The organism is Moorella glycerini (genome assembly GCF_009735625.1).
GTDB classification, from domain to species: domain Bacteria; phylum Bacillota; class DSM-521; order Neomoorellales; family Neomoorellaceae; genus Neomoorella; species Neomoorella glycerini.
Genome location: NZ_CP046244.1, coordinates 2,896,567 through 2,911,572, shown reverse-complemented (window position 1 = coordinate 2,911,572; position 15,006 = coordinate 2,896,567). Strand labels below are relative to the sequence as shown.

Here is a 15,006-nt window from a genome sequence, read left to right as displayed (position 1 = left end):
GAAAGGTAAGGAGCGGAGAAGCATGCGCGAAAGTACCTTTTCTTTCTGGGAGGATACCGAGTTTAACGCTTTACCAGGTAAACCCCTGGCGGCAGCTGACAACGCTTACCAGGGCCGGGCCGGAGAGGAAGAGAGCTGGCTCTGGGAAGTTAGCAGCAGTGATGGTACCTACCTGAACGTTTTTTTTGCCGTCTACGGGAAAGAAGGGAAAGCCCGGCTCTTCCTGGCCCAACCAGGTAAGGAAGTAATTACCCGGGAAGTCACTGCCCCTTTTACGGCTGCTGCTGATCACCTCGAAGTCCAAATGGCCGGTAATCGTATCTACCAGCAAGGAAACCTTTTCCGCCTGGAATGGCGGTCAGAGGAGCCGGTACTGGAATTAGAGTTTCAACCCCACCTGCCCGGGTGGCAACCGGGCCACGGCCGGATTAACTACGGCGAGAAGGGTGATAAATACCTGTTCTGGTCCGTACCGGTGCCGCGGGCCAGGGTCAGCGGCAGCCTGTTAGTGGCGGGCCAGGAGCAGCGCTTTAATGGCCAGGGCTATATTGATCACCGCCGTTATAATTTCCCTTTACCCCGGACCTTAGGGGGCGCCATCCTGGGGCGTTATTATACCGAAGCCTATACCCTCCTGTGGGCCGACTTCTGGGGCAACCTCCTCTACAGCGGTGAACACGTAACTGCCCTTTACCTGGCTCGCGCGGAGGAAATGCTGGCTGCCACCGGCAACCTGGAAGTGCAGGTCTTCGACCGGCAAAGCAAGGGTGGCTTGAGCTATCCTGCCGAACTGTCCCTGCAGGCCGGTACTACACCCCTGATCAGGCTGGATATTAAACAAACAACAGCTTTGAGCCCGCGATTAGTTACCACCATGGGTGCGCAAGGTTTCTACTGCCGCTTTAACGGGCAGCTAAAGCTGGCCACCCGGCCGGAAGAGGAAGTTACCGGGCAGGGGTTTATGGAAACCTTAACGGCCAGGGATTAAAGGATCACAGGTGTTACTATGGAAAATACCTTCAACGCCATCTGCCAAAAGCTCCACCAGCTGGATTATAAGGTAACCCCCCAGCGCCAGGTGATCCTCAAGGCCTTCCTTGAGAATGCGGCCGAGCATTTGAGTGCCGAAGAGGTATATAACATCGTCAAGGCACGGTACCCCGATATTGGCCTGGCTACCGTTTACCGCACCCTGGATCTCCTGGCCGAACTTGATATTTTACAGAAAATCAATTTTGGTGATGGCCGCACCCGTTATGAACTGGACCAGCACGAAACCCACTACCATCATCACATGATCTGCCTGGGCTGCGGCCGGGTCCAGGAGTTTGATGATGACCTGCTGGAATCCCTGGAAAAACTTTTAACCCAGCAGACCGGTTTCCACATTACCGATCACCAGCTAAAATTTTTCGGATACTGTCGCGATTGCGCCGCCAAAGACCGGTGAAAGTCGGGTGGTGACGCTATTTGACGTACGATTTTTGGTATATATGGGAGGAAATGGTATAAAGGAGGACGAAAAATTAAGGACAGGATGGATATGAAAAGGAGCGATGCACCGTGTCCAGTCCTGTCCAAAATCCAGCTTACAGCCGGGAGCAGCAGCCAGTTGCCCTCTCCCAAAAGGTAACATTAAGTAAAGAGGAGCAGGCCTGGCAGCTGCTGGAACAGGGTCGCTTTCACGAGGCGGCTCCGCTTTATCAAGAAATCCTTCATACCAGGAAACGTGATGCTGCCGGGTGGAACAACCTGGGTTATTGCCTTCTTAAGATGGGAGAGGCAAAGGAGGCCCTGGCCTGTTACCAGGAAGCCCTGAAACTTGCCCCCAGGGATGCGGACATTTTAATTAATACCGGGCTCTGTTACCAGCGCCTGGGGCAATGGCAGGAAGCCTGCCGGTGTTTCCAGCGGGCCAGCCAGTATGGTGCCAGGGATGCCGATCTCCTGAATAACATAGGTGTCTGCCTGGCCCAGCTCAACCGTATTGAAGAAGCCATCGAATTTTACCACCAGGCCCTGGCCCTGGCTCCCCGGCAGGGGGAAATTATCGCCAACCTGGCGGCCGCCCTGATCCAGGGCCGGCGCTGGCTGGAAGCAATTGAATGCCTGGAAATGGCCCTGCGCCTGTTACCGGCGGACGTCTCCGTACTCAATAATGCCGCCACCTGCCTGGAAGCCCTGGGTAAATATTACCTGGCTGCCCCCCTCTATGCCCGGGCCCTGGCTCTCCAGCCTGCTGACCTGCAGGTTAGACTAAATTGTGCCGCCTGCTTGATCAAATTACGTCGTTTAGGGGAAGCCCGGGAAGTCCTGGAAGAATTGTTGCGCCTTGAGCCCCGGCACGGCGATGGCTGGCAACTACTGGGAATCTTGTATGATACCATGGGTGAGCCTGAAACTGCCGCCTGCTGTTACAACCGGGCCTGGGGATTGACCCCTACCAGGGAAGAAGGAAGGAAGGGATGACCTGGCATGCGCCTGCTGGTCAGCAAGAGTTTTACCAGTAACGATGAATTATATAAAATCGTCGACTTATTAAATAAAACCCTGAAGGATTATAACCTCATGTTTGGCCTGTCCAGGGATACGGGCGGGCAAACCATGACCCTGTCCATTTACGAGGTGTAACCTTGCTAATCCTGGTAACTAACGACGACGGTATCCACGCGCCGGGTATCAAGGCCCTGAGCCTGGCCCTGACGGCCATCGGCAAGGTGGTCGTGGTAGCCCCTGAAAGAGAACGCAGCGCCATCGGCCACGGCATAACCATGCATAAACCGTTACGGATTACCGAAGTCCCCTGGGAAAAGCCCATCGGCAAGGGCCTGGCCATTAACGGCACCCCTGCCGATTGCGTCAAACTGGCCCTGGACGCCCTCCTGGAGGAACCACCGGCCCTGGTTGTCTCCGGTATTAACCGCGGTGAAAACCTGGGCACTGATGTCCTTTATTCCGGAACCGTCTCGGGAGCTATTGAAGGCTGTATCAACGGCCGGCCTTCCCTGGCGGTATCCCTGGTGGGGGAAGAAGAGTTTGATTTTACCTTTGCCGCCAGTTTCACGGCCCGCCTGGCCCGGGAAATACTCAAACGGGGTCTGCCGGATGGTACCTTGTTAAACCTGAATATTCCCCACCTGCCTGAGGCTGAGATAAAAGGAATAGCTATCACCCGCCTGGGCCGGCGGCGCTACATCAATACCGTCAGCTGCCGGCAGGACCCCCGGGGACGAGCTTATTATTGGTTGGCCGGTGAGAAAGAGGAGCTTGACCAGGGCCCCGATACCGATATCGGCGCCTTGAATTGCGGCTTGATTTCCCTGACGCCTCTGCAGCTAGATTTAACCCATTACGCCTTTCAGGAGGAATTAAGCACCTACCTGCCATATCTTTGGCCGGGCCACGGTAATAAGTAAAGGTGGTTGGGGTTAATCACGCCGGCGCCGAAGAGGATGAAGAGATAGATTAACCCGCCGCCGGCAATAGTCTGGATAAGACGCCAGGTTGCCGGTACAGCCGCGAGAACCGTCCAGAAAAAGGAAGTAGCCAGGGCCAGCCCCCCGGCGGCCACCACCGGCCAGCAAACAAAAGTCCGCAGATCCAGGCGTAAAGGGGTATACCTGGCCAGGGCCAGGAGATTTAAAACAGCCGTCGTAGCGCTACCCAGGTTCACCCCCAGGGCAGCTCCGGTAATCCCCAGCAGGGGAGTAAAGAAATAAATCCCCAGAATATCTACCAGCCCGCCGGTAACGGTCGTCCGGAGAACGGTGGGCATGGCCCCCAGGCCATTAAGAATGCCGACGGTAGTTTGTTCCAGGTAGATAAAAAGGCTGCCCCAGGCAAGCATTTGCAAGGCTACCCCGGCAGCCGGGGTGGAGAAAATAAGATCGCAAAGGGGTGTAGCCAGGAGATAAAAGATGACCACAAAGGGTAAACCGCTTAAAACCGTAAGTTTTAAAGCCTGCCGGCAACGTTTAGATAACAGATCATAATCCTTCATGGCCTGGGCTTCAGCAATAGCCGGGACCATAGCCATGGCGACGGCCACCGTAATGACCATGGGCAGGTAAACCAGGGTCAGGGCGATGCCGGCATACTGGCCATAGATAGCCGTAGCTTCCGCTACGCTTGCTCCCCAGCGCTGCAGCTGGCGAGGGATCAGCAGGGCTTCCAGGGTCAACATCACCCCGCCGGCAGCCCGGGCCAGCATGACCGGCAGGGACAGGCGCGCCAGGGGTAAAATATCGGCTTGCATTGAACCTTCCTGGTAGCTAGCCACATCATAGTAGGAACGTGCCTGCCAGAAAATAACGATACTTATCACCAGCCCTGCCAGTTCCCCCAGGACCATCCCCATAGCCAGGCCGGCGGCGGCCATGGCCACCCCATAGGGAAGGAAGTGAAGGCCAAAGAAGAGGCCGGCGCCTACCCGTACCACCTGTTCACTTACCTGGGCCAGGGCCAGGGGTTGCATCAGTTGCAATCCCTGGAAATAGCCGCGGAAGGCCGAGCAGGTGCAGACCACGGGAAGGGCCAGCAGCATAACCAGAAAAGCCTGGTAAACCCGGGCATCGGCGAAGATCCTGCCAGTTAGATAAGGAGCCAGAAACCATAGAATTAAGGCTGCTAGGAGCCCACTACCGGCTAAAAAGAGCAGGGAGAGGCGGAAAACACTGCGTACCTTTCCCCAGGCCTGGAGAGCCACCCTTTCCGCTATTAACTTGGCCAGGGCCACCGGCACACCGGCAGTAGCGAGCATTAAGACCAGGCTATAAAAGGGAAAAACCATTTCATAGAGGCCCATGCCTTCGGCGCCAATGAAACGTACCACCAGGATGCGGTAGGCAAAACTGATAATCCGGTTTAACAGGCTGGCCAGCATGAGAATAGCAGCACCCTGCCAGATAGATGCGCGCATACTTTCACCCCATCTAAACTTATGCCGGCCGGGAAATGTTTAGAAGAACCAGAAGTGGGGAAAAGTAGAAACGGCCTATCTTAAAAATATTTCACCGGAAAAAGAGGAATTTCGCCAAGGGAAGGCTAATATATTCCCTGTTAAGTTTTCGTTAACAGCAGAAGGATGAGGAGGGCTTAATTTAATGAAGGTTTACCCCAGTACCCATATCCGTAACGTTGGCATTGTAGCCCATGGCGGTGCCGGCAAAACGAGCCTCACGGAAGCACTGCTGTATAATGCCGGGGCCACCAAGCGTTTGGGCCGGGTTGACGAGGGCAACACCGTCACCGACTACCACCCGGAAGAAATTAAGCGCAAGGTAACCATTAATACCTCCCTGGCCTTTGCCGAGTGGCAGGATCATAAGATAAATATCCTTGATACGCCGGGTTACAGCGATTTCTTTGGTGATGTGGTAAGCGCCTTACGGGTAGTTGATAGTGTGCTGGTAGTTGTCAGTGCCGTGGCCGGGGTGGAAGTCCAGACGGAGGTTGTCTGGGAAGAAGCCGAGGCCCGACACCTGCCGCGGCTGGCCTATGTTAATAAAATGGACCGGGAAAACGCCAATTTCCAGAAGGCCGTAGACTCCATGCGGGAACGTTTGAGCGGTCGTATTGTCCCCGTCCAGCTGCCCATAGGAGCTGCCGAAACCTTTACCGGTGTCATTGATATTCTCAATCAGAAGGCCTACACCTATGACAGTAACGGTAATGAAAAGGAGGGCCCTGTCCCGGCTGAATACGCCGGTGAAGTTGCGTCTTTACGAGAAGCCCTGGTCGAGGCTGCTGCCGAAGGCGATGATGAACTTTTAATGAAATACCTGGAAGGCGAGGAACTCACCCCGGAAGAGGTACGAATTGGCCTCAAAAAAGCCATTGCCGAAGGCAAAGTTGTCCCTGTCCTCTGCGGTTCGGCCCTGAAAAATATGGCCGTTAAACCGTTGCTGGATTATATTGTTAATTATTTACCCTCACCTGTGGATGTGGCCGGTAAAACAGCCACCGAACTGGAAAAGGAAAGCCTGGCCGTCCTGGTATTCAAGACCCTGGCCGATCCCTATGTCGGCAGGTTAAGCATGTTCCGGGTCTACAGCGGCATTCTGAAATCGGACTCCAGTGTTTACAACGCCAACCGGGAAAGTGAAGAAAAAATCGGCCAGCTTTTTGCCCTCCAGGGTAAAACTCAGGTTGCCGTTACCGAAATGCGGCCGGGGGACATGGGGGCCATTGCCAAATTGCAGGTTACCACTACCGGCGATACCCTTACCAGCAAGGCCAGCCCGGTCAAACTGGAAGGAATCAACTTCCCCGAACCGACCCTTCCCGTGGCCATCCGGCCTAAAAGTAAAGGCGATGAAGATAAGCTCAGCAATGCCCTGGCAAGGCTACTGGAAGAAGACCCGACCCTGCGCCTGAGTAAAAATACCGAGACCAGGGAAACCATTCTCACCGGCATGGGTGAGTCCCACCTGGACATTACCCTGGAGCGCCTGCAGCGGAAATTCGGCGTGGAAGTAGAAATGAGTACTCCCAGGGTACCCTACCGGGAAACCATTCGCGCCAGTGTTAACCGGGTGGAAGGCAAGCACAAGAAACAAACCGGCGGTCACGGCCAGTACGGTCATGTCTTTATCGACATGGCCCCCCTGCCGGACAAGGAATTTGAGTTTACCGAAACCATCTTCGGCGGTGCCGTCCCGCGGCAGTATATTCCGGCCGTGGAGAAGGGCATCCGGGAAGCCATGCAGGAAGGGATCCTGGCCGGCTACCCGGTAACCAATATTAAGGTTAACCTGGCCGACGGTTCTTATCATACGGTAGACTCCTCAGAAATGGCCTTCAAGATTGCCGCCGGGATAGCCTTCCGCAAGGCCGTAGAACAGGCCAAGCCGGTGCTGCTGGAGCCCATTATGAACGTAGAAATTACCGTACCCGAACAGTTCATGGGCGACATTATGGGCGATTTAAACGGCCGCCGGGGACGGATCCTGGGAATGGAACCCCAGGGTAAAAATCAAATCATCCGCGCCCAGGTACCCCTGGCCGAAATGTACCGCTACGCCATCGACCTGAAGTCCATCACCCAGGGCCGTGGCCACTTTAAAATGGACTTCGCCCAGTACGAAGAAGTCCCGGCCAGCATTGCCGAAAAGATTATCCAGGAAGCCAGAAGGGAAAAGGATGAGTAAGGATCTCAAAAAGCCCCCTCGCCAGGAGGGGGCTTGAGTTTAACTGTACTTAATTGTGAAAATAGGCACATAAGCGGAGTGGATGTGGAGTAAAAGCGGAGAAATGGGGAGGGGTCGCGGGTTAAGTATAATTTAATCCTGCACGACCACCACTAATATGATAAAGTATAATCAAAGCGGTGGTAGGTAAGTAAATATGTTCCTGAACATCAGGGCGAGGCCAGAAGAAGCTGTAATTACCCGGCTTGGTAGATTCTGGCCCCGGCCTGGTGAGGAGAGGATCAAGTGTTCTGGTTAGCGATGATAGTTCTAACAGCTGGACTATACTTAATCTCCTGCGCGAATTACCTCCTTTTTCATGCCCTTGTTGAGCTATTCAGTGTGGTGGTGGCAGGACTTATCTTTGCCCTCTCCTGGCTCACCAGGGAACAGGAGTATAACTTGTTTCCCAGCGTTATAGGTGTAGGATACGCCTTTGTGGGGTTATTGGATTTGATACATACTATCGCCTATAAGGGTATGGGCATATTTGCGGAGACCGGAGCCAATCTGGCCACGCAGTTATGGATAGCAGGAAGGTTTCTGGAAGCGACGGTCCTTTTGACTGCTCCCCTCGTGCGCACAGCCAAAACTCGACATGTCCTATCACTGTTCTTTGCTTCTTATGGCGTTTTCGTTCTGCTCACCATATTCTGGTGGAAAGTTTTCCCTGTATGCTATCTGGAAGGAAGCGGCCTTACAACTTTTAAGGTTGCCGCTGAATATGCGATAATCGCTCTACTCCTTACGGCACTGTACCGCATACGCAAGGGGCAACCCTTACTACCCCGAGTTATAGTGCAATACCTATCTTACTCTATCCTTGTGACTATAATCAGTGAGTTTTGCTTCACCCTTTATGTAAATGTTTACGACCTGGCCAATTTTCTGGGTCACATATTTAAGCTATGGAGCTATTTTCTTCTCTTCTACGGTATATTGGACAAGTGTATCCGCGAGCCGCTGTCCAACCTTTACTTACACCTCTATCAAGATAAGCTGCGCCTGGAGCGTTTGGCTACAACCGATCCTCTAACCGGTCTGCTTAACCGGAGAGCCGCTAACCTGTTGATAGAAACCATGCTGGAGGAAAGTCGTAAGCAGGCCCTCCCACTTAGCCTCATAATGATCGACATAGATCATTTTAAAAAAATAAACGATACCTACGGCCACCAGGCCGGAGATATGGTGCTTAAGGAGCTAGCAGGATTAATCCTCAAGACCGTTCGCTCGAGTTATGATGTTGCCGGTAGATTTGGAGGCGAAGAGTTCATCGTAGCCCTATGGAATACGGACGAGGTTCGAGCCAGAGCTGTGGCCGAGCGCTTACGTCGAGAAGTAGAGGCATATTCGTTTCCTATCACCTCCCAAATTGTCATCCGCGCCACCGTAAGCTCAGGTATTGCCCGGGCTAGGGATAATGAGACGCTGGAGGAAGTTATCGCCAGAGCTGATAAAGCCCTCTACACGGCCAAATCCCACGGTCGCAACCGGACGGAAACCGATGTTTGAGGAGATCGTATTGACAAAACTCACCAAAATGTGGCAAGATATTACCAGGTGCCGGGGCTTCGCGGTAGTGGCGGACGAGGTAAGAAAGCTCGCCGAGCAGTCCAGGGCTTCATCGGATAAGATAAGGGCTCTCCTGAACACCATAGGTACGGAGACCAGTGAAGTAGTGCACACTTCGGAGGGGGTCAGCAGGCAGGTAGTGGCGCAGCTAGAGAACGTGGAGAAAACGGTTCAATCCTTTGACGACATCCTCGATTCCGTAGCCGCCATCGCGCCCATGATCGAAGCTACTTACCGTGAAGTAGACAGCACGGTGAAGGCCAAGGACGTAGTGCTGGACCGGGTCCAGAGCGTCAGCGCGGTGTCGGAGGAAGCTTCGGCTTCGGCCGAGGAGATCTCCGCGTCGGCCGAGGAACTATCGGCCTCCACCCAGGAGATAGCCGCCAATGCCCAGCAGGTGCTGGCGGTGGCCAAGCGGCTGGAGGAACAGGTAGCACGCTTCAAGGTATAAGGTTTGAGGGCTAGCATTGATGGGCAAGTAGCCCGGCTTTTTCCCGTTATGCCGGGCCGCCTTTTGACTGCCAGCCCAGTTAAAATTAAGGCTAATAAATGCCTTGCGGCAGAAGATACCGCCGCCAAAACCTGCGTATCTCCTTAAAAAGCGAAAACCCCGCAAGCCTTGCGGGGTCTAGATTTTTTATGGCAGGGGTGGCAGGGCTCGAACCCGCAACCAACGGTTTTGGAGACCGCTACTCTACCAGTTGAGCTACACCCCTACAGCAACCTTATTATACCCCCTTCCCGCCCGCCAGTCAAGATGCCGTTTTTTTAACGCCCGGCAGGTTTCTTTTTCTCAAAGCCGAATATAGATATAATGTCAGCTTTTCGAGGTGTTGCCCTTGGTATATGCCGACCTCCACATTCACACCCTGGCCTCGGACGGCAGCCTGGCGCCGGCAGCAGCCCTGGAACAGGCGAAAAAAATCGGCCTCAAGGCCCTTAGCTTTACCGATCATGAAAGCCTAGCAGGTTATTACCAGGCTTACAAGTATGCCCGGGAATTCGACCTGGATCTCCTGCCTGGAATTGAAATGGTTACAAGTTTTAAAGGCCAGGAAATCCATCTCCTGGGCTATAATTTTGATCCCTATTCTCCTGGATTAATCTCCGCTTTACAAACCATCTGCCGGGAACGAAATTTCCTTGCCCGGCAGGTCATCCGGCGCCTGCAGGCCCTGGGTTTTAATCTTAGCTGGGAGCAGGCTTTAAAGCTTATCCCTCCCGGAGGTGTCCTGGGTAAAAACCACATCCTGCAGCTTTTACGGCAGAACGGTTATGTGCAAGAACCGGCCCAGACAATTGAATTTTTACGATATTATTTAGCCCCCGGCGGCCTGGCCTACATCCCTTATGATGGTAACCCCTTGCCCCGGGCGGTATCCTTGATTCACGCCGCTAAAGGTATCGCCATCCTGGCCCATCCCGGCCTGATCAGGGATGAAGGGCTATTAAAGCTCATCCTGGAAGAGGGCATTGACGGCCTGGAGGTATTTTATTATTATCTAGGGGATAAAGGGAGAGACGCTATCCGTTATTTCTACCGGCTGGCCCTGGATCGAGGGTTCCTCATTACCGGAGGCACCGATTTTCACGGTATTTACGCGCCGGTGGAAATGGGGGCTATGGGCATTTCCGCCAGGATGGTTGCCAGGCTAAAGGATTATAAGGAGGTACCTGTATAAATATGAAAATAGCCGTCTTAATGGGTGGCCCTTCTTCTGAAAGGGAAATTTCCTTAAAGAGCGGGGCCGCTGTTGCTGCCGCCCTGGCAGGCCTGGGGCACGAGGTAATGAAGATTGACCTGGATGAGGAAGTTGTTGCTAAACTAAAGGCCTTTGCTCCTGACGTTGTGTTCAACGCCCTGCACGGCAGGCCGGGAGAAGACGGTTCGGTCCAGGGCTTGCTGGAGATTCTGGGCATCCCCTATACCGGCAGCCGCGTCCTGGCCAGCGCCATTACCATGGATAAAATCATGACCAAGCGCATCTTACGCCAGGCCGGCCTGCCCACCCCTGATTTTTTGAGCTGGACTGCCGGCCAGTATGCTGCCGGCAGGGAAGAGGTAAAGAAACGCATTTTAAAGGACCTGGGTTTACCGGTGGTCATAAAAGCCCCGACCCAGGGTTCCACCATCGGCACCTTCATCGTCAGGGAGGAAGGAGAGTTGACTCCCGCCATTGAAGGCGCCTTAAAGTATGACCCCTGCTTTATGGCCGAGGCTTTTCTTCCCGGGCCGGAAATAACGGCCGCCATCCTGGGCAACAGTGATCCCCGGGTCTTACCTCTAATTGAAATTGTTTCCCATACCGGGTTTTATGATTATACGGCTAAATATACCCCCGGTTTAAGTGATCATATTATCCCACCCCGGCTGCCGGAGGCCGTCCTGGCCGCAGCCACCTCCCTGGCCCGCCAGGCTTATACCCTCCTGGGCTGCCGTGGCTTTGCCCGGGTGGATATGATTGTGGCCCGGGGCCAGGTTCCCCAGGTTATTGAAGTCAACAGTGTTCCCGGCATGACAGCCACCAGCCTGGTCCCCGACGCTGCCCGGGCTGCCGGGTTAGATTTCCCGGCCCTGGTGCAAAAAATAGTCGACCTGGCCCTGGAAGCCTGAAAAGTGTCATGGAGCAGCCCCGGTAGCACGGGGCTTTTTCTTTTAACCAGGAGGAAAGGCCACCCCGGTGGCGAAGTATTACTTGTAACCCCCTGCAGGAGGTTTTTAATATGAGCATCCTGAACCGCATACGGATAATCCTGTTAATCATCATCTTGGCCGGGCTGGGTATTACCTTCCTGGGTTCCCATTTCCTGGCTGACTGGTACTGGTTTGGCGAAGCCGGCTACCGCCAGGTCCTCATTACCAGGCTTTTATCCGACTGGGGCCTGCGGCTGGCAGTCCTATCCTTTTTCTTCCTTTTCTTTTACCTCAACCTGCTTTTTACTTACCGGGGTCTAAATTTAACTCCTTCCTCCACCCGGGAAAGCTGGACCTTAAAAGAGTACCTGGTTGACCGTTTTGTTACCCGGCAGCGGTTAACCATCCTTTACCTCCTGGTGAGCCTGATTGGTGCCTTGCTCTTCAGTCCCCTGGCAGCCGGTAAATGGCTGGTTGTCCAGCAATACCTGCAGGCAACTAACTTTGGGTTTACTGATCCCTTATTTGCCAGAGATATTGGCTTTTACGTCTTTAAATTGCCTTTTTATCATTTTCTCTATGGCCTGTTAGTTACGGCCCTGGTAGGGGCCGCCCTGGTTACCGGCTTTTTCTACCTGCTTTTTAACCCGGGAGAACTCCTGGGCTTACGAAAGGGTCGCTTTGCCCGTCCCCAGGTTCATTTTTCCACCCTGGTGGCCCTCTTCTTCCTGGTCCAGGCCTGGGGTTTCCGCCTGCGGGCCTTTGATCTGGTCCGTTCGCCCCGGGGTGTAGCCTTTGGCGCCAGTTATACGGATATTCACGCCCTGCTACCGGGGTATAACATCCTGGCTGGTGTAGCCGTGGCCTGTGCCTTGCTTATCTTCCTCAATGCCTTCCGCCGCAACCTCAAGCTGGTAGGCCTGGGGATCTTGACTTTCATTGCTGCTTATGCCTTGCTGGTAGTTATTCTACCCCTGGCAATACAGAAGTTCCAGGTCGAGCCCAATGAGTTTGTCCGGGAAGAGCCCTACCTGCGTTTTAATATTGACTTTACCCGCCGCGCCTTTGGTTTAGATAAAATAACCGTCCGGGAATTCCCGGCCCGTGATAATCTTACCCCGGCCGACCTGGAACAGGAGAAGATTACCCTGGATAATATCCGCCTGTGGGATTACCGGCCCCTGCAGCAAACCTACAGCCAGCTCCAGGAAATCCGCTCCTATTATAGCTTTAAGGATATTGATGTCGACCGTTATACCTTCGGAAGCAGCCAGCGCCAGGTCATGCTTTCAGCCCGCGAACTGGACCAGGATAAGCTGCCTGACCGGGCCAGGACCTGGATTAATGAAAAAATGCGCTATACCCATGGCTACGGCCTGGCCATGAATCTGGCCAGCACCGTTACCCCCGGTGGCCAGCCCGAATTTATTGCCGGCGATTTGCCCTTCCGCAGTACTGCCGGTCTCCAGCTTAACGAACCCCGCATCTATTACGGTGAGTTAACCGGCGATTACGTTATTACCGGCGGCAAGGCGGCTGAATTCGATTATCCCGCCAGCGCTGGCGATAACTTCGTGGAAACCAGGTATGAGGGCAGGGGAGGAGTAGCCCTCAATAACTACTGGCGGCGCCTCATCTTTGCCTTCCGCTTTAATGATTACCGGTTATTGATGAGCAAGGAACTGACTCCCCAGAGCAAAATCCTCTACTACCGCAACATCCAGGAACGGGCCCGCAAGATTATGCCTTACTTGCGTTATGACGCCGACCCCTACCTGGTGGTCGCCGGCGGGCGGCTGTACTGGTTACTTGACGCCTATACTTTAACCAGTATGTATCCCTATTCCGAACCGGTCAATGAGGGTTTTAATTACATCCGCAATGCCGTCAAGGTGGTAATTGATGCCTATAACGGTACGGTCGATTACTATATTGTGGATCCCGGCGATCCCTTAAGCCAGACCCTGGGTAAGATTTTCCCTGGCCTGTTTAAACCCCTGGAGGCCATGCCGGCCGAACTGCGGCAGCACCTGCGTTATCCTGCGGAACTGCTGGCCATCCAGGCCAGGATGCTGGCCAGCTACCACATGGAAAACACCATGCTCTTCTATAATAAAGAAGACGCCTGGAGTATTGCCGAGGAAATGGTGGGCGATCAGCGCCAGGCCATAGAGCCCTACTATACCTTAATGCCCTTGCCCGGCGAACAGGAAGCGGAATATATACTAATACTGCCCTTCACCCCGGCGCGCAAGGTTAATATGGTGGCCTGGCTGGCGGCCCGCAACGACGGCCCCCACTACGGCCAGCTCCTACTTTATACGTTCCCTAAAAATCGTTCCATTTATGGCCCCATGCAAATTGAAGCCCGCATTGACCAGGAACCCACTATCTCCCAGCAACTTACCCTCTGGGACCAGCACGGTTCCCGGGTTATCCGCGGCAATCTCCTGGTCCTACCCATTAAGGAAGCATTGCTCTATGTGGAACCAATTTTCCTCCAGGCCCAGGAGAGCAAGTTGCCGGAACTCCGCCAGGTGGTAGTAGCTTACGGGGAGAAAATAGTCATGGCCGATACCCTGGCCGGCGCCCTGAAGGCCATTTTCGGTGACCGGGCACCTGTTACCCCGCCACCGGCAACAACGGCACCTCCTTCCGGCCCGCTTACAACTAGCAATTTAGCAACTTCCATCCAGGAAGCCAACCGCCTTTACAGTGAGGCCCAGGAAAAACTAAAACTGGGCGACTGGGCTGGTTATGGCGAAAATATGAAGAAACTGGGCCAGCTTCTCCAGGAGATGCAACAAAATTATCGCCAGTAATCTCCTGCCAGGAGGAAAAATGGCCATCTTGTGGAAATGTATTAGTTATGGGCCGGAGGTGAGAGGGTAGTGGCTTATTCTTTTCCTGAAGAGGACCGGGAATATTTAACAGAAAAACTGGCCATTGTCGGTGAACTGGCTGCCGGTATGGCCCACGAAATCCGCAATCCTCTAACTTCCATTCGCGGTTTTTTACAACTCTTACAAACTAAATTTGACCCCCAGGCCCTCGAGCAGGAATATTTCACCATTATGTTTGACGAACTCGATCGCATCAATAATATTATCAAGGAGTTCCTGTCCCTTGCCAAGCCTTCCCAGCCCCAGCTGCAAATAACGCCTTTCGGCCAGCTGGTGGCCGAAGCCCTGCTCCTGGCCGAGCAGGAAGCTATAATGCATGAGGTAAAACTGGTCCAGTACCTGGCACCAGATTTACCCCTTTTATGCCTGGATCCCGGCCAGATTAAACAGGTCATTCTCAACCTGACTTCCAATGCCATCCAGGCGGCCGGTCCAGGAGGCCAGGTAATTGTAACTTCTTACCTGGATACGACTACCGGCCAGGTCGTCACCACCGTTGAAGATAATGGCCCGGGGATTCCCCCGGAACAGCTAAAATTAATCTTCGAGCCCTTTTATACCACCAAGGAAAACGGTACCGGCCTGGGCTTAACCTTGAGCAACCGTATCGTTGCCGGTCATGGTGGTAAAATAGAAGTTAAAAGCAAAGTAGGGGAGGGAAGTTGTTTCAGTATTTACCTGCCTGTAACTTAAACTGGAACCAGTGGAT

13 protein-coding genes and 1 tRNA gene are annotated in these 15,006 nt (G+C 53.8%); 12 read left to right on the top strand and 2 right to left on the bottom strand.

What is annotated here, in order from left to right:
- Positions 1-22 precede the first annotated feature (22 nt).
- The 5 genes from MGLY_RS14545 (at position 23) to surE (ending at position 3,416) form a co-directional block, all read left to right on the top strand.
- Entirely contained in the window at positions 23-988 is a 966-nt protein-coding gene (locus MGLY_RS14545; protein WP_156274987.1) for a hypothetical protein, read from the top strand.
- Between the two features lie 18 nt (positions 989-1,006).
- A complete protein-coding gene (locus MGLY_RS14540) occupies positions 1,007-1,450 on the top strand; it encodes a Fur family transcriptional regulator (RefSeq protein WP_156274984.1) in 444 nt (147 codons plus the stop codon).
- A gap of 113 nt (positions 1,451-1,563) precedes the next feature.
- Positions 1,564-2,469, top strand: a complete 906-nt coding sequence (locus tag MGLY_RS14535) for a tetratricopeptide repeat protein (protein WP_156274982.1) — start codon at positions 1,564-1,566, stop codon at positions 2,467-2,469.
- 6 nt (positions 2,470-2,475) lie between these two features.
- The gene (locus tag MGLY_RS14530; RefSeq protein ID WP_156274979.1) at positions 2,476-2,631 is read left to right on the top strand and encodes a YpmA family protein; all 156 of its coding nucleotides are present in this window, start codon (positions 2,476-2,478) and stop codon (positions 2,629-2,631) included.
- 2 nt (positions 2,632-2,633) lie between these two features.
- Positions 2,634-3,416, top strand: coding sequence for a 5'/3'-nucleotidase SurE (surE, locus tag MGLY_RS14525; RefSeq protein ID WP_156274977.1), 783 nt, complete (start codon positions 2,634-2,636; stop codon positions 3,414-3,416).
- Here surE and MGLY_RS14520 read toward each other — a convergent pair.
- Positions 3,377-4,918, bottom strand: a complete 1,542-nt coding sequence (locus MGLY_RS14520) for a putative polysaccharide biosynthesis protein (protein ID WP_156274975.1) — start codon at positions 4,916-4,918, stop codon at positions 3,377-3,379. The two genes, surE and MGLY_RS14520, sit on opposite strands and share 40 nt — an antisense overlap.
- A gap of 184 nt (positions 4,919-5,102) precedes the next feature.
- Here MGLY_RS14520 and fusA point away from each other — a divergent pair, with 184 nt between their 5' ends.
- The 3 genes from fusA to MGLY_RS14505 all read left to right on the top strand — a co-directional run bounded on the left by fusA (position 5,103) and on the right by MGLY_RS14505 (position 9,210).
- Positions 5,103-7,148: an elongation factor G gene (gene fusA, locus MGLY_RS14515; protein WP_156274973.1), complete on the top strand. Its 2,046-nt coding sequence runs from the start codon at positions 5,103-5,105 to the stop codon at positions 7,146-7,148.
- A gap of 285 nt (positions 7,149-7,433) precedes the next feature.
- A complete protein-coding gene (locus MGLY_RS14510) occupies positions 7,434-8,699 on the top strand; it encodes a sensor domain-containing diguanylate cyclase (RefSeq protein ID WP_156274971.1) in 1,266 nt (421 codons plus the stop codon).
- Positions 8,692-9,210 carry a methyl-accepting chemotaxis protein gene (locus MGLY_RS14505; RefSeq protein WP_246187347.1) on the top strand — a complete coding sequence of 173 codons (519 nt, stop codon included), beginning with the start codon at positions 8,692-8,694 and terminating at the stop codon, positions 9,208-9,210. Before MGLY_RS14510 ends, MGLY_RS14505 begins: the two co-directional genes overlap by 8 nt.
- Positions 9,211-9,399: 189 nt before the next feature.
- Here the strand turns inward: MGLY_RS14505 and MGLY_RS14500 are convergent.
- Positions 9,400-9,475 (bottom strand) — tRNA-Trp (locus MGLY_RS14500).
- Positions 9,476-9,589: 114 nt separating this feature from the next.
- Here MGLY_RS14500 and MGLY_RS14495 point away from each other — a divergent pair.
- The 4 genes from MGLY_RS14495 to MGLY_RS14480 all read left to right on the top strand — a co-directional run bounded on the left by MGLY_RS14495 (position 9,590) and on the right by MGLY_RS14480 (position 14,990).
- Entirely contained in the window at positions 9,590-10,441 is an 852-nt protein-coding gene (locus MGLY_RS14495) for a PHP domain-containing protein (protein ID WP_170291108.1), read from the top strand.
- A 2-nt stretch (positions 10,442-10,443) separates the two neighbouring features.
- A complete protein-coding gene (locus tag MGLY_RS14490) occupies positions 10,444-11,373 on the top strand; it encodes a D-alanine--D-alanine ligase (RefSeq protein ID WP_156274964.1) in 930 nt (309 codons plus the stop codon).
- Positions 11,374-11,483: 110 nt separating this feature from the next.
- Complete coding sequence (locus MGLY_RS14485) at positions 11,484-14,216, top strand: UPF0182 family membrane protein (RefSeq protein WP_156274962.1); 2,733 nt, start codon at positions 11,484-11,486, stop codon at positions 14,214-14,216.
- Between the two features lie 69 nt (positions 14,217-14,285).
- Positions 14,286-14,990, top strand: a complete 705-nt coding sequence (locus MGLY_RS14480; protein ID WP_156274960.1) for a two-component system sensor histidine kinase NtrB — start codon at positions 14,286-14,288, stop codon at positions 14,988-14,990.
- Positions 14,991-15,006 lie beyond the last annotated feature (16 nt).